Here is a 20,801-nt window from a genome sequence, read left to right as displayed (position 1 = left end):
AGACTAGGCGACCTGCAGCGACCGCTTCGAGAGCCCCATCCAGTAGCCGTCGATGACCTGGCTGCCGGGGGTGTCGGCGGCCGTCGCCGCGCCGAGGGTGACGAAGAGCGGCGTGTAGTGCTCGACGGTCGGGTGGGCGTACGGCATGCCCGGGGCCTTGGCCTTGTAGTCGGAGAGCAGGTCGACGTCACCGCGAGCGAGCGCGTCGGCGGCCCAGAGGTCGAAGTCCTGGGACCAGCCGGGGGCCTCTGCCTCGATGCGGAACTCCTTGAGGAACGGCAGGCCGTGGGTGAGGAAGCCCGACCCGATGATGAGCACGCCCTCGTCGCGCAGCGGGCGCAGCCGCTCGCCGAGCTTCATCAGGCGGTGGGGGTCGTCGGTGGGCAGCGACATCTGGAGCACCGGGATGTCGGCCTGCGGGTACATGATCTTGAGCGGCACCCACGCGCCGTGGTCGAGGCCGCGTGTCGCGTGCTGGTGGACCGGCTCGCCGCCGGGCATCATCGCCGCGACCCGCTGCGCCAGGGCCGTCGCGTCGGGCGTCTCGTACGTCATCTGGTAGTACCTCGGCGCGAAACCCCCGAAGTCGTAGACCAGCGGAGCGTGGCTCGCGGTCAGGCTCACCGGCGCCGACTCCCAGTGCGCACTCACGATGAGGATCGCCTTCGGGCGCGGCAGGTCGGCGGCCCACGCCGAGAGCTGGCCGGACCAGATCGGGTCGTCGAGCAGCGGCGGCGCACCGTGGCCGATGTAGAGGGCAGGCATCGCAGAGGTCATGACATCCTCAATAGTCCGAGATTCAACTATATTCCCTCGGTAGTCCACCGGCAAGTGGCTGGCTGCAGGGTGCCGGCACGACCATTTCCCGGTGGACTACCGCGGCGGGACGTCGTCGTACGTCGGCAGGGTCCAGTCCACCGGCGCCGCGCCCTGCTCCTCGAGGAGCCGGTTGACCCGGCTGAAGGGCTTCGACCCGAAGAACCCGCGCCGCGCGCTGAGCGGCGAGGGATGCACCGACTCGACCCACGGGATCGGTCCGAGCAGCGGCTTCAACGACTGGGCGTGCCGTCCCCACAGGATCGCGGCCGCCGGCCCGCCGCGCTCGGCGAGCGCGGAGATCGCCCGCTCGGTGATCGCCTCCCAGCCCTTGCCCTGGTGGCTGTTGGAGTCGCCGGGCCGCACGGTGAGGCACCTGTTGAGCAGCATCACGCCCTGGTCCGCCCACGCCGACAGGTCGCCGTGCCTGGGCGGGGTGATGCCGAGGTCGTCGCGCAGCTCGACGTAGATGTTGACCAGGCTCGGCGGCAGCGGCCACACGTGCCGCTCGACCGCGAAGCTCAGCCCGATCGGGTGGCTGGGGTTGGGATAGGGGTCCTGCCCGACCACCAGCACGCGTACGTCGGCGAGCGGCCGCTCGAACGCCCGGAAGACCCGGTCGGCAGCGGGCTGGTAGCCGCGACCGGCGGCGTCCTCGTCGCGCAGGAAGCGTCCCATCGCCGCGACCCGGTCGTCGACCGGCGCCAGGGCCTCGGCCCAGTCGGCGGCCACCCGCCCCTTCTCGACGAGGCCGGCCAGCGAGCTCACAAGGACGGCCTCTGCAGCCGGTCGAGGAACGCCACGAGCAGCGCCTCGCGCATCGCGGGCGAGGCCACGTCGAGCATCGCGTTGACCTCCGCCATCCGCGTCGGCAGCTCGAGCTCGCCGTCGGCGGAGGCGCCCACCAGGCCCGATGCGGCGAGCAGCCCGTCGAAGTCGTCGTCACCCAGCGCGGCCGGGTCGAGCGCCTCGATGAAGGCGACCACTCCCGCGTCGACCGCGACCGGACCGGCCTCGCGAGCCGCCGCCACGGACTCGCTGAGCGCCGAGGCGAACTCCTGCACGTGGGGCAGGGTCCCGGCGCTCACCGAGAGGTGGATGCTCGGCCCCTGGTCGCCGAACGACAGCTGCGGCTGGACGTACCACCCGCGCGCGACGAGCTCGTCGGTGAGCGTGAACGGGTCCAGGGTCTCGTCGGTCGCCAGCGTGACCAGCGTCGAGTCCGGCGGCACGACCACGCGCAGCCCTGGCTCCCACTCGATGCACGCCACGATCGCGTCGACGGCGGCGAGGGCCTGGTCGGTCAGCTCGAGGTAGCCCTCGTCGCCGATGTGCTCGACGACCGCCCACGTGCCCGCGATCGGGCCGCCCGACCTGGTCGACTGCGTCGTCGCGTTGAGCATCGTGTATCCGGGCCAGGCTGCGGACGCGAAGAACTGCGGGCGTCGCAGGCCGGCGTCGCGGTGCAGCAGGAGCGACGTGCCCTTGGGCGCGTACGCGTACTTATGGGTGTCCACCGAGATCGAGGTGACCCCCTCGACCGCGAACGTCCACGGCGGCACCGCGCGACCGATCCGTGCGGCGTAGGGCAGGACCCAGCCGCCGATGCAGGCATCCACGTGGCAGCGCACGCCGCGGGCGGCGGCGGCCGCGGCAATCTCGGTCACCGGGTCCACCACCCCGTGGGCGTACGACGGGGCGCTGGCGACGACCAGCACGGTGTCGTCGTCGATCGCGTCGGCCATCGCGGCCGCGTCGGCGCGGAAGTCGGGTCCGACCGGCACGAGCACCGCCTCGACGCCGAAGTAGTGGGCGGCCTTGTGGAAGGCGGCGTGGGCGGTGGCCGGCAGCACCATCCGGGGGTGCCGGACGTCGGGGCGGCTGTCCCGTGCGCCCTGCACCGCCAGCAGGATCGACTCGGTGCCGCCCGAGGTCACCGTGCCCACCGCGCCGTCCGGGGCGTCGAGCAGCCCGCACGCGAACCCGACCAGCTCGTTCTCCATCTGGAGAAGTGAGGGGAACGCCGTCGGGTCGAGCGCGTTGGAGGCGGCGTACGCGGCGACGGCCTCCCGCGCGACGCGGTCGATCTCCGGGTCGCCGGAGTCGTAGACGTAGGCCAGCGTGCGGCCGCCGTGGACCGGTAGGTCGCCGGCCTGCAGCGCCGCGAGCCGCTCGAGGGGATCAGGCACGGATGGCTCCTTCCTCCCCGACCGAACTGGCCGCCACCTCGGCCGGATCGAGGGTGTACTGCCGCAGCCACCACAGGCTGAGGATGGTCAGCGCGGCCGGGACGAGCGAGAAGCCGAGGGCGATCGCGGTGAGCGCGGAGTCGGGCTGGCTGATGTCGCGGCCCTCGCTCGAGAGGTAGCCGCCGAGCGCCAGCATGAGGGCGAAGACGGCCGGGCCGAGGGCCAGGCCGAGGGTCTCGCCGGCGGTCCAGACGCCCGTGTAGACCCCGGCCCGGTTCTCGCCGGTCCGTGCGGCGTCCACCGCGGCCACGTCGGGCAGCATCGCCATCGGGAAGACCTGGCAGCCGGCGTAGCCGACGCCCACCAGCCCGGTCGCGACGAAGGTCCACACGTCGTTGCCGCCACGCGCGAGCACGGCCAGCGCCGCACCCGCGGCCAGGACCAGCGACGAGGCGACGTACCCCTGCTTCTTGCCGACGCGCTCGCCCCACCGGGCCCACAGAGGAGTCAGGAGGAGTGCCGGTCCGACGAAGCATACGAAGAGCACGGTGGCCGCACCCGAGCGGCCGAGCAGGTCCTCGGCCACGTACGCCACCCCGGCCAGCATGCAGCCGGTCGCGAGCGCCTGCAGGACGAACGTGGTGAGCAGCACGCGGAAGTCGCGGGCCCGGCCCACGACCCGCAGCTGCTCGCGCAGCGACCCGGCCCCGGCGCTGACGGCGCCGATCGGCGCGTGGCGGGTGCCCCACCACGCGCTCACGACGCCGACGAGGATGACGAGCGACATGACGACGCCCATCACGCGGTAGCCGTCGCGCCCGCCCACCGCGTCGCGGATCACCGGCGCGGTCGCCCCGGCCAGCATGATCGTGAACGCCAGGATCGCGACCCGCCACGTCATCAGTCGGGTGCGCTCGTCGTACGACGTCGTGATCTCGGCCGGCATCGCGACGTAGGGCACCTGGAAGAACGCGTACGCCGACGCCGCCAGCACGAAGAAGACCAGCACCCAGCCGGCCTCGAGCCACTGGCTGCCCAGGTCGGGCGCGGCGAAGATCAGCGCGAAGGCGCCGGCCAGCATCAGCCCGGCGCGGAGCAGCCAGGGTCGGCGCGGGCCGGCCGGGTCGACGGTGCGGTCGCTGATGCGGCCGGCGACGGGGTTGAGGACGACGTCCCAGGCCTTCGGCAGGAAGACGATGACGCCCGCCCACAGGGCGGCGATGCCGAGCTCGTCGGTGAGGTAGGGCAGCAGCATCAGGCCGGGCACCGTGCCGAACGCGCCGGTCGCGACCGAGCCGCTGCCGTAGCCGATGCGTACGCCGCGCGGCAGCCGCGTCGCCCCGCCCGGCGAGGTGGTCGCCGTCACCGCTGGCCCAGCGCGCGCGAGCCCGACGAGCCGTAGCGGCGCGTGGGGTTGGAGCCGATGGCGCCGGGCGAGGCGGCCTTCTTCGCCGCCTTCTTCCGTGCGGGAGCCTTCTTCGCGGCGGTCTTCTTGGCAGCAGCCTTCTTCGCGGCGGTCTTCTTGGCAGCAGCCTTCTTCGCGGCGGTCTTCTTGGCAGCAGCCTTCTTCGCAGGTGCCTTCCTCGACCGCCCGGCCGCCTTCCGTACGGGCAGCGGCCCGGCCGACCACTCGGCGACCCACTCGTCGATGGCCTCCCACGTCGTGCCGCGGGCGGCGCGACCGGTCAGCATGCCGAGGTGGCCACCGGGCACGACCTCGAAGCGCACCTGCGGCGAGCCGGTGAGCAGCGGGACGACAGCGCGTACGGCGGCCAGCGGCGCGATGCCGTCGGTGTTGCCGGCGAAGACGAGCACCGGGACGGAGATGGCGGCGAGGTCGATCGTCCGGTCACCGATCTCCATCCGGCCCTTCGCCAGCGCGTTGCCCTTGACGAAGCGGTGGTAGAGCTGGCCGAAGGTCCGGCCCGGATAGGCGGTCATGTTGGACATGAACCGCGTGACGGCCTCCATCTGCTTGAGGTACTCGGTGTCGTCGAGGTGCGTCAGCACCGCCAGCGGCTTGGTGACGACCTTCTGCGCCGAGGCGGCCGTGAAGGCCCAGTTGACGAGCGGCGTCGGCACGCCGCCGAGCGCCCGGTAGGCCCGGGTGACGAGCCCGGCGCCCTGGCCGATGTTGAGGAGCGGGCGGACGGGTGCCATCAGCGGCACCTTCGTGACGTCGACGGGGGAGCCGATCACGGTCAGGGACGCGATCGGCAGGTCGGTCCGGTCGGCGGCCACCAGCAGCGCGAAGATGCCACCCAGGCTCCAGCCGACCAGGTGCACCCCGCGTCCGCCCGAGTGCTCGTGCACCGCCCGGATCGCCTCCGGCAGCACCTCGTCGACCCAGTGCTCCATGCCGAGCCCGCGGTCCTTGAAGGAGACCTGTCCGTACTCCACCAGGTAGGTCGGGCGGCCGCCGGTCACGAGGTGCTCGACCAGGGAGCAGTCGCGGCGCAGGTCGAAGCACAGCGAGGGGGCGGCCAGCGGGTTGACCAGCAGCACCGGGTCGCCGGTCTCGGCGACGTCGGCGGCCGGACGGTAGTGGTAGACCTCCCGCAGCACCCCGTCGTCGATGAGCGTGCGCGGCATCGGTCGCAGGTCGGCCAGCCCGCCGTAGAGCAGGGTGTGGGCGACGTTGCCAGCCGCCGCGACCACCTGGTCGGGCTTGGGGATCAGGTCCATGCGAGAAATCTACGGCCATGGTGCATCCGGGCGGCCGCTTCGCACGGAGAAGGGGGTGACGGGCGCGATCCGGTGCCCCCGACGATAGGACCTCATGATGCGACGCGTACTCGCTCTGCTGGCTGTCTCGGCCCTCGCCCTCGGCGCCGTCCAGGCGACCGCGCCCGCTGCCTCCGCGCAGCGTGTCCCCGGAGAGGCGCCCCTCGCCGGGCTGCTGACGTCGGACGGCGACCAGTTCGACAAGTTCGCGAAGGACTTCGACATCCTGACCGAGGCCGCCCTGGCCGTGGTCGGCGCGAAGCCGGGCTCCCCGGTGGCACTCGTCGCCGACGGCACCCAGCGCGCCACCGTCTTCGTCCCCACCGACCAGGCCTTCCGCCTGCTCGTCAAGGACCTCACCGGCGAGACCATCAAGAGCGAGCAGAAGATCTTCGACACGCTCGTCGAGCTCGCCGGTGTCGACACCATCGAGACCGTACTGCTCTACCACGTCATCCCCGGCAAGACGCTCACCAGCGGCAAGGTCCTCAAGGCCGACGGCGCCAAGCTGATGACGGCGGCCGGCAAGACCGTCAAGGTCGACGTCCGGATGAAGCCCTCGCCGCGCATCACGCTGAAGGACCGGGACAAGGACGACCGCGACGCGCGCGCGGTGCTGACCTCCCTCGACCTCAACAAGGGCAACAAGCAGGTGGCCCACGGCATCGACCAGGTCCTGCGCCCGATCAACCTCTGAGGCCGGTCGCGAGATGAATGTCCCGCCGGTCGAGCAGACCCCCGTGCTGCTCGACCGGCGGGCACCCCGCCGCTACGTTGACGGCGTGGTCACCGGCGTGCGGGATTTCGAGGAGGAGCAGGACGACGTCGTCCGGTCCCTCGCCGCGCGCCTGGTGGAGGGCGACGAATCGGCGCTCGAGGCGGTGTACGACCGCTGGTCCGCACTGATCCACACCTATGCACTCCGCGCCCTCGGTGACGCGCACGACGCCGAGGAGGTCACCCAGCAGGTCTTCGTGGCAGCGTGGCGCAGCCGCCACACCCTGACCCCGAGCCCCTCGGCGCTGCCCGCCTGGCTGGTCGGGATCGCTCGCCACAAGGTGGCCGACGTACGCGCCGCGCGCGCCCGCGACGCCGGCCGACTGGCGGCCGCGGTGGCGCTGCCGGAAGTCCGTCACGCCGAGGAGCAATCCAAGGACGACGAGGTCGCCGAACGACTGGTGGTGAGGCAGGCGGTCGAGGAGCTGCCTGACCCGCGCCGCACGATCGTCCTGCTCGCCTTCTGGGAGGAGCTCAGCCACGCCGAGATCGCCGAGAAGGTCGGCCTTCCTCTCGGCACCGTCAAGAGCCACGTACGTCGTGGCCTGATCAAGCTCCACCAGCAGCTCGAGGGGGTGCGCCATGACTCACGTCGACCTTGACGACCTCGCGGACCTCGTCCTCGACCCCGATGCCACCCCCGACTCCGTGCGCGAGCACGTCGAGTCGTGTCCCGAGTGCACCGACCGGCTGGCCGCCCTCTTCGACGTACGCCGGCTCACGTCCGGCGAGCCGTTGGTCGCCCCGCCCGCCCGGGTGCGCGAGCAGGTGCTGGCGCAGGTCAACGACGTGCCCGGGGACGCCCCGGTCCGCCCCGTGCCGCTGCAGGTGGCCGCCCCGCCTCCCGAGGTGGCGCGCCCGCGACGCCGGGTCCCGGTGTGGGCCGCCGGTCTCGCCGCAGGCGTCGCGCTCGTCGCGGGCCTGGGCCTGGGCCGGACAACGCTGGACGATGCGACCACGCCCGGGCGCGACGCCCCGGAAGCGGTCGTCGCGGCCGCCGACCTCACCGCGCTCGACAGCACCGCCGGACGCGGCGTCGCGCGCGCCGTCGAGTCCGACGACACGATCACCCTGCGCGTGCAGGCCAGCGAGCTGGGCGGCGAGGACGGCTTCCACGAGGTGTGGCTGATCAACGTCGACGGCGAGCGGATGGTCGCGCTCGGCGTGCTGGCCGACGGCGACGCCGGCGAGTTCCAGGTGCCGCGCGGGCTCCTCGACGAGGGCTACCTCGTCGTCGACATCTCCGTGGAGCCCGACGACGGCGACCCGACCCACTCCGGCGTCAGCCTGGCCCGCGGCGAGCTGGTCTGACCCATCCCCGCCCTCGGGGCGGGCGCTCCTCGACAACCGGCCCGCCGGGCACTAGGAACGAGGGATGAAGTGGAGGTACGCGATCCTCGGCGGCACCGTGGCGGCTGCGGCCGCCACCACGGTGCACGACCTGGTCCAGACGAAGCACGCGATCATCCGCAACTTCCCGGTGGTGGGCCACGCCCGCTACTTCCTCGAGCGGTTCGGCCCGGAGCTCCGCCAGTACATCGTCACCAGCAACGACGAGGAGCGTCCGTTCAGCCGCGACCAGCGGCGGTGGGTCTACGCCAGCTCCAAGCTGGAGAACAACTACTTCGGCTTCGGCACCGACAACGACGTCGAGACGGTCGTCGGCTACCCGATCATCAAGCACCGCACGTTCACCGGCCCCGGGGCGGCGACGATGCCCCACGCTCAGGAGGAGATCGTCCTGCCCTGCGCCAAGGTGATGGGCTCCGCCCGCGGACGTACGCACGCCTTCCGCCCGAGCTCGGTGGTCAACATCTCCGGGATGAGCTTCGGCTCGCTGTCCGGCAAGGCGGTCGAGTCGCTCAACAAGGGAGCGGCGATGGCCGGCTGCCTGCAGAACACGGGTGAGGGGGCGCTCTCCCCGCACCACCGCCACGGCGGCGACATCATCTTCCAGATCGGCACGTCCTACTTCGGGTGCCGCGACGACCGGGGCCGCTTCGAGATGGCCCGGCTCGTCGACCTCGTGCAGTCCGCCCCGGTCCGGGCGATCGAGGTCAAGCTGAGCCAGGGAGCCAAGCCCGGCCTCGGCGGGATGCTCCCCGGTGGGAAGGTCAGCCGCGAGATCGCCGAGATCCGCGGCATCCCGGAAGGGGTGGACTGTGCCTCACCGAGCCGGCACGAGGTGTTCCACGACGTCGACTCGATGCTCGACTTCGTCGAGTCCGTCGCCCAGGCCACCGGCCTGCCGGTCGGCATCAAGTCCGCGGTCGGCAACCTCACCATGTGGGACGAGCTGACCGCCGCGATGTCGAGCGGCGACCGCGGTGTCGACTTCGTCAACATCGACGGTGGTGAGGGCGGCACCGGCGCCGCGCCGATGATCTTCGCCGATTCCGTCGCCTATCCCTTCCGGATCGCCTTCGCCGAGGTCTACCGCCGCTTCGCCCACGCCGACCTGACCGACGACGTGGTCTTCATCGGCGCCGGCAAGCTCGGCATCCCGGAGAACGCCGTCGTCGCCTTCGCCCTCGGCGTGGACATGGTCAACGCCGGGCGCGAGGCGATGATGTCGATCGGGTGCATCCAGGCGCAGAAGTGCCACACCGACCACTGCCCGGTCGGCGTCGCCACCCAGAACCCGCGCTACACCCGCGGCCTCGACGTGAGCCTCAAGAGCGTCCGCGCCGCCAACTACGTACGGTCGCTGCGCCGCGACCTGCTCAAGGTCTCCGAGGCGATCGGGGTGGTGCATCCCGGCCTGATCTCCCCGCGCGACGTCGACATCGTCAGCGGCACCAGGTCGGCCCTCGGGCTGGCCGAGACGTACGGCTACGACCCCACACGACCGCGGCTCGGACCCGACCTGGTGCGCGAGATCGAGGCCATCATGGTCGCCCAGGACGCCACCTTCCCGGGGGCCGCGGAGGCCCACCACTGACCGCAGCCCGGGCCGGCCGTCAGCCGGCGCGCGAGCGGCGTACGGACTTGTCGTGGTGCTCGGGGATCGAGCCCAGCTCATCGAGGAAGTCGCGCGCCCACTTGGCCACATCATGGGTCAGGACCGTCTTGCGCATCGCCCGCATCCGACGCGACGTCTCCTTCTCGTCGGCGGCGAAGGCCTCGAGCAGCGTGGCCTTCATCCCGTCGATGTCGTAGGGGTTGACCAGCCAGGCCTGGCGCAGCTCGGCCGCGGCGCCGGCGAACTCCGAGAGCACCAGGGCCCCGTCGTTGTCGTAGCGGCAGGCGACGTACTCCTTGGCGACGAGGTTCATCCCGTCGCGGAAGGGCGTGACGACCATGACGTCGGCGGCACGGTAGAGCGCGGCCATCTCCTCGCGGGGATAGGAGGAGTGCATGTAGGAGATCGCCGGGCGTCCGATCCGGCCGTGGTCGCCGTTGATCCCGCCCACGAGCCGCTCGATGTCGTCGCGCAGGATGCGGTACTGCTCGACGCGCTCGCGCGAGGGGGTCGCCACCTGGACGAAGACGGCGTCCTCCACGTCGAGGTGCCCGTCACGCACCAGCTCGCCGAACGCGCGCAGCCTCGAGAAGATGCCCTTGGTGTAGTCGAGGCGGTCGACGCCGAGGAAGATCCGGCGCGGGTTGCCGAGGGCCTCACGGATCTCCGCGGCGCGCTTCTCGACGCCCTCGGACCTGGCCAGCTCCTCGAAGCCGGCGGTGTCGATCGAGATCGGGAAGGCCGTGGCCTTCACCGGGCGGCCGTCGGGGAGGTAGATCGTGTCGCGGTGGGTCTTGTGGCCCACCCGGCTGCGCACGAGGCGGACGAAGTTGGCCGCCGCACCGGGCAGCTGGAAGCCGATCAGGTCGGCGCCGAGGAGCCCCTCGAGGATCTGGCGGCGCCACGGGAGCTGGGAGAAGAGCTCTGCCGGCGGGAAGGGGATGTGGAGGTAGAAGCCGATCCGCAGGTCGGGTCGCTGCTCGCGCAGCATCTGCGGCACGAGCTGGAGCTGGTAGTCCTGCACCCACACGGTCGCCCCGTCGGCAGCCACCTCGGCCGCGCGGTCCGCGAAGCGACGGTTGACCTCGACGTAGGACTCCCACCACTCGCGGTGGAACTCCGGCTTGGCGATGACGTCGTGGTAGAGCGGCCAGAGCGTGCCGTTGGAGAAGCCCTCGTAGAACTCCTCCACCTCCCGGGCGCTCAACGAGACCGGCACGAGGGAGAGCCCGTCCTCGACGAACGGCTCGACCTCCTCGTCGTCCGCCGAGCCCGGCCAGCCGATCCATGCGCCGTCGTTGGCCCTCAGCACCGGCTCCAGCGCGGTCACCAGCCCGCCGGGGGAGCGGCGCCACGACACGGAGCCGTCGGGCAGGTGGACGCGATCGACGGGCAACCGGTTCGCCACGATCACGAGGTCTGCCTGATGGGCTGGGCTCACGTCGGCAACCCTAACGATGGCTGGTGACACGCAGGCCACCCCGAGGTGTCCTGCTCGTACGCGGGCCGTTCGGTCGCATCCGTCGGGTTTGTCCAGACGACTCGCCGGAGGCGAATGACATCGTTGTCGTTCGTCGCCTAGACTCACTTCCAGTCGACCCGGTCACGGGTGGACGTGGGGTCGAAGGAGGAGATGGCAGATGGACGCCGCCAAGCAGATCGCAGTCGAGCGGGAGGCTGCTGCCGGGCTGAGCCAGCGCGATCGCGAGATCCTCGAGTTCGAGCGCCACTGGTGGAAGTACGCCGGCGCCAAGGAGCAGGCCGTCCGCGAGAAGTTCGACATGTCCTCCACCCGCTACTACCAGGTCCTCAACGCGCTGATCGACCGTCCCGACGCGCTCGAGGCCGACCCGCTGCTCGTACGCCGGCTCCGCCGCCTGCGGGCCTCCCGCCAGCGCCAGCGCTCCGCCCGCCGCCTCGGCTTCGACGTCTGACCAACCACTCACGATCGGCACCTTCCCCATGGCCTCCTTCCCCAGTCCTGGCCGTCTCCCGATGCGTCGCCCTGCCCCCCGTGGGCGTGACGAGCGCGGCGTGGCCTTCCCGTCCCCGCTCGTGATGCTGTCGGTGCTCGCCGTCGCGATGGCGTCGATCACCTTCGTCGCCACCCGCGACCAGGCGCCCACCGAGCGTCGCATCGACACCGCGACCATCGCGAGCGCCGAGCAGTCGCCGAGCGCCGATCCCACGACCGAGCCCACGAAGCAGCCGAAGCCCAAGCCGCAGGTCACGCGCGGCGAGGTCTACGTCGAGGTCTTCAACAGCTCCGGCATCAAGGGCCTGGCCGCGTCGACCGCGCAGAAGGCCACCACGGTGGGCTGGGCGGTCGTCGGCGAGGACAACTGGTACGGCGTCGTCCCGACCACCACGGTCTACTTCCCGCCGCGGCTCAAGGCGGCCGGCAAGCAGCTGGCCCTCGACCTCGGCATCAAGCGCACCGCCCCGGCCGTGGGCGAGATGAAGCGCGACCGCCTGACGATCATCCTCACCACCGACGCACCTCGCTGATCTTCCCGTCTCGGACCGGTTCACCGGCGGTCCGCGCCGCGTGGTTGGCTTGGCGCATGGAGTTCACCTCCGACGACGCACGCGCCCACTACGACGCCGTACGCGCCGTCCTCGACGGTGTGGTCGTCGGGCTCGACTTCGACGGCACCCTGTCGCCCGTGGTCGACGACCCCGAGGCCGCCCGCCTGCACCCGGGCGCACCGGGCGTCCTGCTCGAGCTGGCCGAGGTGGTGCGCGCCGTCGCGGTGATCACCGGCCGCCCGGCGCGTCAGGCCATCGCGATGGGCGACCTCGACGCGCTGGGCAACGCCATGCTCGACCGCGGTGCTGAGCTGTTCGTCTTCGGGCAGTACGGCAACGAGCGCTGGTCGGCGACCGAGCAGCGAATCCGCTCGCCGCGGCCGCCCGCCGGGCTGGCGAGCTTCGAGCGCGAGCTCCCCGCCGTGCTGCGTACGGCCGGTGCCGCGGACGCGTTCGTGGAGGAGAAGGGCCTCGCCGTCGCGGTGCACACGCGGAGGATGGCCGACCCAGCCGAGGCACTGGAGCGGCTGAGGGGCCCCGTCGCGGCCCTGGCCGAACGGCACCACCTCACCATCGAGCCCGGGCGCAACGTCCTCGAGATCCGGTCCGGCGACATGCACAAGGGGCAGGCCGTACGCGCGTTCGTCGCCGAGCAGCAGGCCACCGGCATCGTCTTCGGCGGCGACGACCTCGGCGACATCGAGGCCTTCGAGGCGGTGCGCGCCCTGCGGGACGAGGGCCTGCCGGGCCTCGTCGTCTGCTCCGCGTCGCACGAGCAGCCCGACCTGGTCGAGCTGGCCGACGTCGTCGTCGACGGCCCGGGCGGCATCGTCGAGCTGCTCAGTCGGCTGTCGTTCCCCTTGCGCGCCTGACCCGCTCTGCCACGCGCCCGGTGAGCGAGTCGAGGGTGAGGGCCGCGACGAGCAGGATGTGTGGGAGGTAGAGCACCACGTAGCGAGCCCGCGCCTCGAAGAGCAGCAGGAACGCGATCAGCATCAGCACGCTGATCCGAGCGGCGGCGGGCACCGGCCCGTCGACGTCGTCGCGTCGGGCGAGGGGCGTGAGCGCCAGCAGCAGGAGGACCACGATCCACGCGCCCTGCCAGGTGGTGAAAAGCGCGGGCCAGAGGTCGCCGCCGAGGAAGAACCAGTCCTGGACCTGCCGGCTCACCGGATCGGTGGCGGTCCAGGGCATCGGGTCGAGGACCATGCCGCCCTCGCCCCACATGAAGAAGGACCCGTCCCCGACGAACCAGGCGGCCTTGTCCCACAGGAACTCCGGGTAGCCGACCGGACCCATGTCGGCCACCCGCTCGAGGTAGCGCTCGACGTTGAACCGCGTGCGCCCGAGACCGGGCTCCAGGGTGCGGGTCTCGGCGATGTCGTCCTCGTCGTAGACGCCGTAATAGTCGTTGTAGGGGCCGGGGCTCGACTGGGCACCCATCTTGAGGAAGTGGCTCGCGTCGAGCCGGAAGGACGGCTCGACCTCGGAGGAGGCCGCCCTGCCCTCCACGCCGTCAACCGCGTACGACACCGCGGCGGAGGCGACCAGGATGCCCGCAAGCGCGGCGCCGGCGTACGCCGCTCCGGCGCGCAGCGTCGACCTCGACGGGCGTCGGCCGGCGACCACCGCCACCAGCGCCACGGCACCCAGGACGAAGATTGCCGTGGGCTTGACCTGGTAGCCGATGAGGCCGGTCGCGGCCATCGCGGCCCAGAGCAGGGCGCGCCGCCACGGGGCGGCTCCCTCGGCCCGCTCGAGGCTGAACAGGAAGAGCACGAGCGCGGTGAACGGCATGGCCAGGGTGTCGGAGTAGGGCACGGCGACCCACGGCGAGAGCCCGATGAAGAGCCACGACAGGCCGAGCAGGACGTACGCCGTCGCGGGTCGCGCCATCCGCCGCGCGGCCAGGTAGGTCAGGCACACCGAGACGGTCAGGGCCACGGCGTTGAGCACCACGGCCGCCGTGAGCACGTCCTGGCCGCCCAGCGCGAGCCAGACGTCGTACCAGTGCGCGAGCACGCTGATCAGCAGCCAGTTGTTGGGGTACGCCGCCATGTAGTCCGACAGCCCGACGCCCAGCGGGAGCTCCAGCGCGAAGGTCCCGGCGATGGTGTGGACGATCCCCGCGTCGAAGCCCGGTGGGATCGCGATGGCGTGGCCGACGGCGTACTGCACGACCACGAGCGCGGCAGCGTTGCCGCACACCAGCGCCCGCCGGGCCCAGGGGTGCTGCTCGAGCCACGGGACGGCACGGCGTACGCCGAGCGCGAGGGCCGGCAGCGCGACCGCGCACAGCGCCGCGGCCAGGAAGACGTACGTGCGGGACCAGCGGTAGGGACCGTAGAGCGGGTCGAGGAGGACGTGGAGCAGGACCAGCCCGACGACCACCGACAGCAGCCAGACAGCCGCCCGCCTCACGACTCGGCTCCGCGCTGGCGGAAGACCACCCGGTCGTACCACGTGAAGTTCCAGACGAGACCGACGGCGATCGCGGCGACCTTGCCGAGCCACAGCACCTCGTCGCCCTCGTGGCCGAGGTGGCGGCCGACCGCGGCCGTGCCGAAGATGACGAGCGGGTGGAGCACCCAGAGGCCGACGAGCGTGACCGCGAGGAACGGCACCACCGTCTCGCGGGCGGGCCGCTCGGACCTGAACGACCACGCACGGTTGACGAAGAAGCTGAAGGTCATGCCCGACGTGGTCGAGACGGTGTTGGCCGCGAGCACGCCGAGGCCGGCCGCGGTGAGGACGGTGAAGAGCACGAGGTCGATCAGGGTGTTCACGACCCCGACCAGGGCGAACCGTCCGGCCCGGCTCCCTGTCACCAGGGGTCGCCGATGGTGTCGGCGACGCTGTAGAGCGGCCGGTCCTGCACCTCGACGTAGACCCGCCCGAGGTAGCTGCCGAGGATGCCGAGCATCGAGATCTGCACGCCGCCGATCAGGAAGAGGGTGATGGCGAGGAACGCCCAGCCGGGGACGGCGTTCTCCGGGTAGGCGAGGCGGACGACGAGCGCGTACACGATCCCGAGCAGGCTGAGCAGGCTGAACGCCATCCCGACCCGGCTGATCAGCTGCAGCGGGGCGGTCGAGAAGCCGAAGATCCCGTCGCCGGCGAGCTTGACCATCTTGCTGATCGGGTAGCCGGTGCTGCCGCCGTGCCGCTTGTCGCGGTGGAACGGCACCGCGACCTGGGTGAAGCCGACGTGGCTGACCATGCCGCGCAGGAAGCGGTTGTGCTCGCGGTAGAGCCGGAGCTCGTCGACGACCTTGCGGTCGAGCAGCCGGAAGTCGCCGGTGTTGCGCGGGATGTCGATGGAGGCGGCGCGCGTCAGCACCCGGTAGAAGACGTGGGCCGTGGCGCGCTTGAAGGCCGAGTCGTCGCGCGTCAGGCGCTGGGCGTAGACGACGTCCGCACCCGCCTCCCAGGCCGCGACGAGGTCGAGGCTGACGCGCGGCGGGTCCTGGAGGTCGGTGTCCATGATGATCGCGGCGTCGGCGTGGCAGGCGTCGAGCGCGGCGGTGACCGCCTTCTGGTGGCCGAAGTTGCGCGACAGGGCGAGCACCACGACGCGCGGGTCCCGGTCGTGCAGGCCCTTGAGCACCGCCAGCGACCCGTCGCTCGACCCGTCGTCGACGTAGAGGAACTGCACGTCGTAGCGATCCTCGAGGTGCGCGGCGCTCTCGACGAGCGCGGCGTGGAAGACCTCGATGTTCTCCGCCTCGTCGTAGACCGGGAGGAGGAACGAGATCGTACGGCGGGTCGAGGGGGCAGTGGTGTCGCTCATCGCGGGCACCGTATCCGACCGGGACCCCCATCCAGATGGTGGACGTGATGTGCACATCGTGAGACGGCCTGCCTACTCTGGTCCTGCTCATCACGAGGGACTGAGGGAACGGCCCGACGAAGTCCCGGCAACCACCCATGATGCCTCCTGCCCGGATCCATCCGGCAGTTCATGGGAGCAGGTGCCAAATCCGACCCGCGAGAGTCGCGGGGACAGATGAGAAGGAGGACTTCATGAGCACCCTGCTGGACGAGACCACCACCCACACCTTGCGTGAGGGTGCCTTCGGCAACGCCCGCGCGCTGGCCTGCCGCGAGTGCGGGCACGAGGTCGCCCTCGGCCCGTCGTACGCCTGTCCGGAGTGCTTCGGCCCCCTCGAGGTGGCCTATGACTTCCCGGAGGTGACCCGTGAGGAGATCGCCGCCGGCCCGGCGAACATCTGGCGCTACAAGGCGCTGCTCCCGGTGCCGTCGGACATCGAGCAGAGCCCGAACATGGAGCCCGGCTACACCCGGCTCCTCAAGGCCCACAACCTCGGCCGCGAGCTCGGCATCGACAACCTCTGGGTCAAGGACGACTCGACCAACCCGACCAACTCGTTCAAGGACCGCGTGGTCGCCTGCGCCCTGAGCGCCGCCCGCGAGCTCGACGCCAAGGTGTTCGCCTGCCCGTCGACCGGCAACCTGGCCAACGCCGTCGCCGCGGCAGGGGCCCGCGCCGGCATCACGACCGTCGTCTTCATCCCGAGCAACCTCGAGCAGCCCAAGCAGGTCAACTCCGCCGTCTACACCGACCGCCTCGTGGCCGTCGACGGCAACTACGACGACGTCAACAAGCTCGCCTCGGAGATCGCCGGCGAGGAGGAGGGCTGGGCGTTCGTCAACGTCAACGTCCGCCCGTTCTACGCCGAGGGGTCCAAGACGCTGGGCTACGAGATCGCCGAGCAGCTCGGCTGGCGCCTGCCCGACCAGATCGTCATCCCCGTCGCGTCCGGCTCGCAGCTGACCAAGGTCGACAAGGCGTTCCAGGAGCTCATCAAGCTCGGGCTCGTCGAGGACAAGCCCTACAAGGTCTTCGGCGCGCAGGCCACCGGCTGCTCCCCGGTGTCCGTGGCCTACAAGGCCGGCACCGACGCGATCCGCCCGGTCAAGCCCGACACCATCGCCAAGAGCCTCGCGATCGGCAACCCGGCCGACGGCATCTACGTCCTCGACGTCTGCCGCCGCACCGGTGGTGCGGTCGAGGACATCAGCGACGACGAGGTCCGCGAGGCCATCGTCCTGCTCGCCCGTACGGAGGGCATCTTCACCGAGACCGCCGGCGGCACGACGGTCGGCGTGCTCAAGAAGCTGGTCGAGACCGGCCAGCTCGACACCTCGCTGGAGACCGTCGTCATCAACACCGGGCACGGGCTCAAGACCCTCGATGCCGTGTCCGACCGCGTCGGCGCCGTCGCCACCATCGCCCCGTCCTACGACGCCTTCGTCGCGGCCAAGATCATCTGAGGAGAAGATAGATACATGAGCGTGTCCGTCCGGATCCCGACCATCCTACGCACCTACACCGGCGGCGAGTCCGAGGTGAGCGCCGAGGGCGACACCCTGGCCGCGGTGCTCGACGACCTCGACGCCCGCTACTCCGGCATCAAGGGCCGCATCCTCGACGAGGCGGGCGCCCTGCGCCGGTTCGTCAACGTCTACGTCGGCAACGACGACGTGCGCTTCCTCGACGACCTCGCGACGCCCACCCCGGACGGCGTACAGATCTCGGTGATCCCCGCGGTCGCCGGCGGCTGAGACACCCGGGCGGAACCGGATCGACCCCGCGGCACGTCGTAGGGCCATGACGACGATGAAGCACGTCCTGACCGCAGCCCTCGTCCCGCTCGCCCTGGTCGTGAGTGGATGGAGCGCCGGTGCGACGCCCGCGGTCGCGGCGGACCCGCAGCCCGTCCAGCCGTTCGTGCCGGGCATCAACGAGGACCCCGAGCTGTCCACGGCCTGGCAGGAGTGGCAGTCCAAGGAGATCGAGGACTACGTCATCTCGGTCCGCGTCAGCTGCTTCTGCGTCCCCGCGAAGCCCGTCGTGACCATCATCCGCGGTGACCGCATGATCAAGGTCACGCAGGGCGACCGGCGGCTGCGGCCCCGCCGCGGCTCCTCGATGGACGAGCTCTTCAGCATGATCCGCGAAGCGACCGCCGCCTCCGACTCCGTGACGGTCGACTACGCCCGCCGCGGCGTCCCGAAGTCCATCGCGATCGACCCGAGCACGATGGTCGCCGACGACGAGACCTACTACACGGTCTCGGTCGTCCGCAGCGACTGAGTTCAGGGCGCTCGTACGTCGACCACGGCAGCGTTGCCGCGACCGTCGATGCGCACCTCGGCGACCGCCCCGTCGCTCAGCAGCTGCTCGGTCTCCCGGGCCTCGTCCTGCGGCAGGAAGAAGCTCTCGATGCCGCACCTGATCTGCCACGAGCGGTCGTCGCAGGCGAGGTAGGGACCGTCCTCGGGGCGCTCGCGCGTCCACGCGTCGGCGGCCCACACGCCGTCCTCCTCGACGAGGGTGACGTAGACGGCACCCTCCTCACCGTCCTCGAGCGTCCCGAGGCCGGGGTTCCCGAACGACTGGGAGTCGTCGTGGCGCAGGTCCGGGTAGTCGAGGGCGACGTACGCGCCGCGGAACGGGTCGATCGGGTCGAGCGGCGCGACCTTCATCAGGTAGGTGTCGCCGAGGGTGCGGGCCGAGAGCTGGGGTGCGACGGCCACGCCGACCAGGGCCAGCTGGCCGACGGCGATCAGGGCGGTGACGGCGGTGCGGTTCATCGGGCTGCTCCATCGGTGTGTGTGTCGGTGTCGGTGTCGAGCGCCTGGACCAGCTCGCGCCGGGCCCGGTCGAAGAGGAAGCCGCTGCCGAGGAAGACCGTGCCGAGCACCACGAAGAGCCAGGCGCCGGTCACGATCGGGGCGAAGACGGCGAAGCTCTGGAAGGTCGTGAAGACCACGAGCCCGCCCATCGCCATCCAGGTGAGGGCGGTGTGCTCGCGCACGGTGCCGAGCGCCACCAGGGCGACGGCCAGCACGACGTACGCGGCCACCGAGACCGCGGCGTGCATCCAGTCGGACGCATCCACGTCGCTCGTGTCGGACCCAGTCGACCAGAGGCCGAGCAGGGTCGCGACGCCTAGCACCACGACGGCGCCGGCCGGCTCGAGGGCACGGGCCCCCCGCGCCACGACGGCGGCGGCGACTGCTGCGACGCCGGCCGCGACGAGCGCGCCCACCAGCCACGGCGACCAGGTCAGGCCGTCCTCACCGATGTCGGGGATGGCAGCGGCGAAGAGCGAGAGCAGCGCCATGGCGCCGGCGACCGTGCGCCAGGCCCAGGCGAAGGAGTCGAGACGGCCGTCGTGCAGGACGGCGAGGCCGGCGGCCAGCACGGCGGCGGCGCCGAAGAGCACGACGACCGCGAGGCCGCTCTGCTCGTCCCAGAGCGGCTGCGCGAACCACCACGTGACCCCGGCGAGGATGCCGACGAGGAACGGGGCGTACGCGCGGACGGCGTACGCGTGCAGCAGGGCGCCGACGGCCCACAGCCCGATGAGGCGCGGCTCGAAGGCGGGCACCTGTAGGGACTGGGCGGCCTGGAAGAGGACCGCACCGATGCCGAGGGCGGCCAGGAGGCGTACGGCCCCGACGAGCGGGCGTGAGGCCTGGCGCGAGGCGAGGAGCTCACCGCCGGCGAGGAACGACAGCCAGAGGACGGTCACCGCGACGAAGCGGGCGACGGGGGAGAGCTGGTCGAGGTTGGCGGCGACCAGCCAGATGAGGCCGATGCCGACGAAGCCGCCACCGAGGTAGAGCAGCACGCGGCCGACGCTGAACCTCGTGTGGTCGGAGGCGGTGTAGTGCCGGGAGATGCGGTCGGCCTGGTCGGGCGTGATGATGCCCTGGGAGGTCCAGTCGGCGACCTCGGAGCGCAACCAGGCGAGCTGGCGCGGTGGAACAGGGCGGGTGGTCAGGACTGCGGAGTCGCTCATGAGCCCAGCGTGACGAACCCGGGGCCTGTTGTCGTGAGTACATGGACCCAGGTTGGGGGTGTCGTTGGGCCATCCGTCGCCCGTAGTTGACCGCCGGTCCATGTCGGTGTGGTTGATGGGTGGGGTGGCGACCAAGCACCTGACCCGGGCCGGCGCCGCCCTCGCGGTGGTGGGCGGCGTCGGCGGCGCGACGGCGTACGCCGCCCGCGAGCTGCTGCAGCGGCAGGCCGCGCAGGCACGGCGCGCGATCGGCAAGCCGCTGGGCGAGCAGGCGCCATCGGCCGACAAGCACTACAAGAAGAAGTACGGGGAGCCGGTGGACCTGCTCGTCCTGGGCGACTCGATCGCCGCCGGCCTCGGCGCCGAGCGTGCCAAGCACACGCTCGCGGGCCGGCTGGCCCGCGGTGTCGCCCGGCACGCGGGACGGTCGGTGCGCCTGCGTACGGCGGCGGTCGTGGGCTCGGAGAGCAGCATGCTGGCGACGCAGCTCGCCTCGCTGCCCGCGACGTACAGGCCCCATGTCGCGGTGATCGTCGTCGGCGGCAACGACGTCACGCACCGGGTGCCGGTGGCCGACTCCGTACGACACCTGGCCGAGGCCATCGACGACCTCCGCGGGCGCGGTGCCGAGGTGGTCGTCGGGACCTGCCCCGACCTCGGCGCGCTGCGACCGGTGCCGCAGCCGTTGCGGGCGCTCGGCTCGCGGGCCTCGCGCCAGCTCGCGGCGGCCCAACGGGTGGTCGCCCTGGAGCACGGCGCGCGGGTGGTGTCGCTCGCGCACGTGGTGGGACCGTTCTTCATCACCAATCCCGAGGAGATGTTCAGCCTCGACCGCTTCCACCCCAGCGCGCACGGCTACAAGCGCACCGCCAAGGCGATGCTGCCGTCGGTGCTTGCAGCGCTGGGTGTGGTGCAGCATCTGCCGTTCGGGCACCACGCACCCGGGCAGCGCGGGTCAGGTTAGGGTTCCCG

At 71.7% G+C, this 20,801-nt stretch carries 22 protein-coding genes and 1 riboswitch; of the genes, 11 read left to right on the top strand and 11 right to left on the bottom strand.

All coding sequences use genetic code 11. From position 1 onward, the window contains the following. Window positions 1–3 precede the first annotated feature (3 nt). The 5 genes from EUA94_RS08375 to EUA94_RS08355 all read right to left on the bottom strand — a co-directional run bounded on the left by EUA94_RS08375 (window position 4) and on the right by EUA94_RS08355 (window position 5,690). Complete coding sequence (locus tag EUA94_RS08375; protein ID WP_129426411.1) at window positions 4–777, bottom strand: dioxygenase family protein; 774 nt, start codon at window positions 775–777, stop codon at window positions 4–6. Window positions 778–873: 96 nt separating this feature from the next. Further along, window positions 874–1,584 carry a uracil-DNA glycosylase gene (locus EUA94_RS08370; protein WP_129426410.1) on the bottom strand — a complete coding sequence of 237 codons (711 nt, stop codon included), beginning with the start codon at window positions 1,582–1,584 and terminating at the stop codon, window positions 874–876. Next, complete coding sequence (locus EUA94_RS08365; protein ID WP_129426409.1) at window positions 1,581–3,005, bottom strand: pyridoxal phosphate-dependent decarboxylase family protein; 1,425 nt, start codon at window positions 3,003–3,005, stop codon at window positions 1,581–1,583. Before EUA94_RS08365 ends, EUA94_RS08370 begins: the two co-directional genes overlap by 4 nt. Beyond that, entirely contained in the window at window positions 2,998–4,371 is a 1,374-nt protein-coding gene (locus tag EUA94_RS08360; RefSeq protein ID WP_129426408.1) for an MFS transporter, read from the bottom strand. Before EUA94_RS08360 ends, EUA94_RS08365 begins: the two co-directional genes overlap by 8 nt. After that, the gene (locus EUA94_RS08355; RefSeq protein ID WP_129426407.1) at window positions 4,368–5,690 is read right to left on the bottom strand and encodes an alpha/beta fold hydrolase; all 1,323 of its coding nucleotides are present in this window, start codon (window positions 5,688–5,690) and stop codon (window positions 4,368–4,370) included. Before EUA94_RS08355 ends, EUA94_RS08360 begins: the two co-directional genes overlap by 4 nt. Before the next feature lie 97 nt (window positions 5,691–5,787). Here EUA94_RS08355 and EUA94_RS08350 point away from each other — a divergent pair, with 97 nt between their 5' ends. From EUA94_RS08350 to EUA94_RS08335, 4 genes are all read left to right on the top strand, one after another. Then, window positions 5,788–6,426 carry a fasciclin domain-containing protein gene (locus EUA94_RS08350; protein WP_207210456.1) on the top strand — a complete coding sequence of 213 codons (639 nt, stop codon included), beginning with the start codon at window positions 5,788–5,790 and terminating at the stop codon, window positions 6,424–6,426. A gap of 13 nt (window positions 6,427–6,439) precedes the next feature. After that, window positions 6,440–7,108 (top strand): RNA polymerase sigma factor, encoded by a 669-nt coding sequence (locus EUA94_RS08345; protein ID WP_129426405.1) that lies wholly within the window; start codon window positions 6,440–6,442, stop codon window positions 7,106–7,108. Further along, the gene (locus tag EUA94_RS08340) at window positions 7,089–7,817 is read left to right on the top strand and encodes an anti-sigma factor (RefSeq protein ID WP_129426404.1); all 729 of its coding nucleotides are present in this window, start codon (window positions 7,089–7,091) and stop codon (window positions 7,815–7,817) included. Before EUA94_RS08345 ends, EUA94_RS08340 begins: the two co-directional genes overlap by 20 nt. A gap of 64 nt (window positions 7,818–7,881) precedes the next feature. Continuing rightward, window positions 7,882–9,447, top strand: a complete 1,566-nt coding sequence (locus EUA94_RS08335; protein WP_129426403.1) for an FMN-binding glutamate synthase family protein — start codon at window positions 7,882–7,884, stop codon at window positions 9,445–9,447. 19 nt (window positions 9,448–9,466) lie between these two features. On the opposite strand, the gene EUA94_RS08330 is transcribed toward EUA94_RS08335, so the two are convergent. Then, on the bottom strand, window positions 9,467–10,909 hold the full coding sequence (locus tag EUA94_RS08330; RefSeq protein WP_242494743.1) for an alpha,alpha-trehalose-phosphate synthase (UDP-forming): 1,443 nt from the start codon (window positions 10,907–10,909) through the stop codon (window positions 9,467–9,469). 199 nt (window positions 10,910–11,108) lie between these two features. Here EUA94_RS08330 and EUA94_RS08325 point away from each other — a divergent pair, with 199 nt between their 5' ends. From EUA94_RS08325 to otsB, 3 genes are all read left to right on the top strand, one after another. Beyond that, a complete protein-coding gene (locus EUA94_RS08325; protein ID WP_129426402.1) occupies window positions 11,109–11,402 on the top strand; it encodes a nucleoid-associated protein NapA in 294 nt (97 codons plus the stop codon). Between the two features lie 100 nt (window positions 11,403–11,502). Continuing rightward, entirely contained in the window at window positions 11,503–11,976 is a 474-nt protein-coding gene (locus EUA94_RS08320) for a LytR C-terminal domain-containing protein (protein ID WP_242494742.1), read from the top strand. Between the two features lie 56 nt (window positions 11,977–12,032). Then, window positions 12,033–12,869 carry a trehalose-phosphatase gene (otsB, locus tag EUA94_RS08315; RefSeq protein ID WP_129426400.1) on the top strand — a complete coding sequence of 279 codons (837 nt, stop codon included), beginning with the start codon at window positions 12,033–12,035 and terminating at the stop codon, window positions 12,867–12,869. Here the strand turns inward: otsB and EUA94_RS08310 are convergent. Genes EUA94_RS08310 through EUA94_RS08300 form a run of 3 tightly spaced genes read right to left on the bottom strand, consistent with a single transcriptional unit; the run spans window position 12,838 to window position 15,787 of the window. Further along, window positions 12,838–14,418, bottom strand: a complete 1,581-nt coding sequence (locus tag EUA94_RS08310; RefSeq protein WP_129426399.1) for a glycosyltransferase family protein — start codon at window positions 14,416–14,418, stop codon at window positions 12,838–12,840. The genes otsB and EUA94_RS08310 overlap by 32 nt on opposite strands. After that, window positions 14,415–14,825, bottom strand: coding sequence for a GtrA family protein (locus tag EUA94_RS08305; protein WP_165356839.1), 411 nt, complete (start codon window positions 14,823–14,825; stop codon window positions 14,415–14,417). The genes EUA94_RS08310 and EUA94_RS08305 overlap by 4 nt, the downstream gene beginning before the upstream one ends. After that, window positions 14,822–15,787 carry a glycosyltransferase family 2 protein gene (locus tag EUA94_RS08300; RefSeq protein WP_129426398.1) on the bottom strand — a complete coding sequence of 322 codons (966 nt, stop codon included), beginning with the start codon at window positions 15,785–15,787 and terminating at the stop codon, window positions 14,822–14,824. The genes EUA94_RS08305 and EUA94_RS08300 overlap by 4 nt, the downstream gene beginning before the upstream one ends. 84 nt (window positions 15,788–15,871) lie before the next feature. After that, window positions 15,872–16,010: riboswitch (SAM riboswitch) on the top strand. A gap of 10 nt (window positions 16,011–16,020) precedes the next feature. Between EUA94_RS08300 and thrC the strand changes: the two genes are divergently transcribed. The 3 genes from thrC to EUA94_RS08285 are packed head-to-tail and all read left to right on the top strand — an operon-like array spanning window position 16,021 to window position 18,115. Further along, the gene (thrC, locus tag EUA94_RS08295; RefSeq protein WP_129426397.1) at window positions 16,021–17,292 is read left to right on the top strand and encodes a threonine synthase; all 1,272 of its coding nucleotides are present in this window, start codon (window positions 16,021–16,023) and stop codon (window positions 17,290–17,292) included. 15 nt (window positions 17,293–17,307) lie between these two features. Beyond that, complete coding sequence (locus tag EUA94_RS08290) at window positions 17,308–17,583, top strand: MoaD/ThiS family protein (protein WP_129426396.1); 276 nt, start codon at window positions 17,308–17,310, stop codon at window positions 17,581–17,583. Window positions 17,584–17,629: 46 nt separating this feature from the next. Further along, entirely contained in the window at window positions 17,630–18,115 is a 486-nt protein-coding gene (locus tag EUA94_RS08285; RefSeq protein WP_129426395.1) for a DUF6174 domain-containing protein, read from the top strand. A gap of 2 nt (window positions 18,116–18,117) precedes the next feature. On the opposite strand, the gene EUA94_RS08280 is transcribed toward EUA94_RS08285, so the two are convergent. Further along, window positions 18,118–18,615, bottom strand: a complete 498-nt coding sequence (locus tag EUA94_RS08280) for a GDYXXLXY domain-containing protein (RefSeq protein ID WP_129426394.1) — start codon at window positions 18,613–18,615, stop codon at window positions 18,118–18,120. Then, the gene (locus EUA94_RS08275) at window positions 18,612–19,829 is read right to left on the bottom strand and encodes a DUF2157 domain-containing protein (protein WP_165356838.1); all 1,218 of its coding nucleotides are present in this window, start codon (window positions 19,827–19,829) and stop codon (window positions 18,612–18,614) included. The genes EUA94_RS08280 and EUA94_RS08275 overlap by 4 nt, the downstream gene beginning before the upstream one ends. A 100-nt stretch (window positions 19,830–19,929) precedes the next feature. Here EUA94_RS08275 and EUA94_RS08270 point away from each other — a divergent pair, with 100 nt between their 5' ends. Beyond that, window positions 19,930–20,793: an SGNH/GDSL hydrolase family protein gene (locus tag EUA94_RS08270; protein ID WP_242494741.1), complete on the top strand. Its 864-nt coding sequence runs from the start codon at window positions 19,930–19,932 to the stop codon at window positions 20,791–20,793. Window positions 20,794–20,801: the final 8 nt, after the last annotated feature.

This window comes from Nocardioides zhouii (assembly GCF_004137345.1).
GTDB lineage: Bacteria > Actinomycetota > Actinomycetes > Propionibacteriales > Nocardioidaceae > Nocardioides > Nocardioides zhouii.
This window is presented reverse-complemented; position numbering and strand designations above follow the sequence as displayed.

Bases quoted from the DNA above. Each gene is read 5' to 3' on its own strand.
- EUA94_RS08300 (WP_129426398.1), bottom strand. From the start codon at position 15,787: ATGAGCGACACCACTGCCCCCTCGACCCGCCGTACGATCTCGTTCCTC.
- EUA94_RS08285 (WP_129426395.1), top strand. From the start codon at position 17,630: ATGACGACGATGAAGCACGTCCTGACCGCAGCCCTCGTCCCGCTCGCC.
- thrC (WP_129426397.1), top strand. From the start codon at position 16,021: ATGAGCACCCTGCTGGACGAGACCACCACCCACACCTTGCGTGAGGGT.
- EUA94_RS08350 (WP_207210456.1), top strand. From the start codon at position 5,788: ATGCGACGCGTACTCGCTCTGCTGGCTGTCTCGGCCCTCGCCCTCGGC.
- EUA94_RS08275 (WP_165356838.1), bottom strand. From the start codon at position 19,829: ATGAGCGACTCCGCAGTCCTGACCACCCGCCCTGTTCCACCGCGCCAG.
- EUA94_RS08335 (WP_129426403.1), top strand. From the start codon at position 7,882: ATGAAGTGGAGGTACGCGATCCTCGGCGGCACCGTGGCGGCTGCGGCC.
- otsB (WP_129426400.1), top strand. From the start codon at position 12,033: ATGGAGTTCACCTCCGACGACGCACGCGCCCACTACGACGCCGTACGC.
- EUA94_RS08290 (WP_129426396.1), top strand. From the start codon at position 17,308: ATGAGCGTGTCCGTCCGGATCCCGACCATCCTACGCACCTACACCGGC.
- EUA94_RS08325 (WP_129426402.1), top strand. From the start codon at position 11,109: ATGGACGCCGCCAAGCAGATCGCAGTCGAGCGGGAGGCTGCTGCCGGG.
- EUA94_RS08355 (WP_129426407.1), bottom strand. From the start codon at position 5,690: ATGGACCTGATCCCCAAGCCCGACCAGGTGGTCGCGGCGGCTGGCAAC.
- EUA94_RS08280 (WP_129426394.1), bottom strand. From the start codon at position 18,615: ATGAACCGCACCGCCGTCACCGCCCTGATCGCCGTCGGCCAGCTGGCC.
- EUA94_RS08345 (WP_129426405.1), top strand. From the start codon at position 6,440: ATGAATGTCCCGCCGGTCGAGCAGACCCCCGTGCTGCTCGACCGGCGG.
- EUA94_RS08340 (WP_129426404.1), top strand. From the start codon at position 7,089: ATGACTCACGTCGACCTTGACGACCTCGCGGACCTCGTCCTCGACCCC.
- EUA94_RS08375 (WP_129426411.1), bottom strand. From the start codon at position 777: ATGACCTCTGCGATGCCTGCCCTCTACATCGGCCACGGTGCGCCGCCG.
- EUA94_RS08270 (WP_242494741.1), top strand. From the start codon at position 19,930: ATGTCGGTGTGGTTGATGGGTGGGGTGGCGACCAAGCACCTGACCCGG.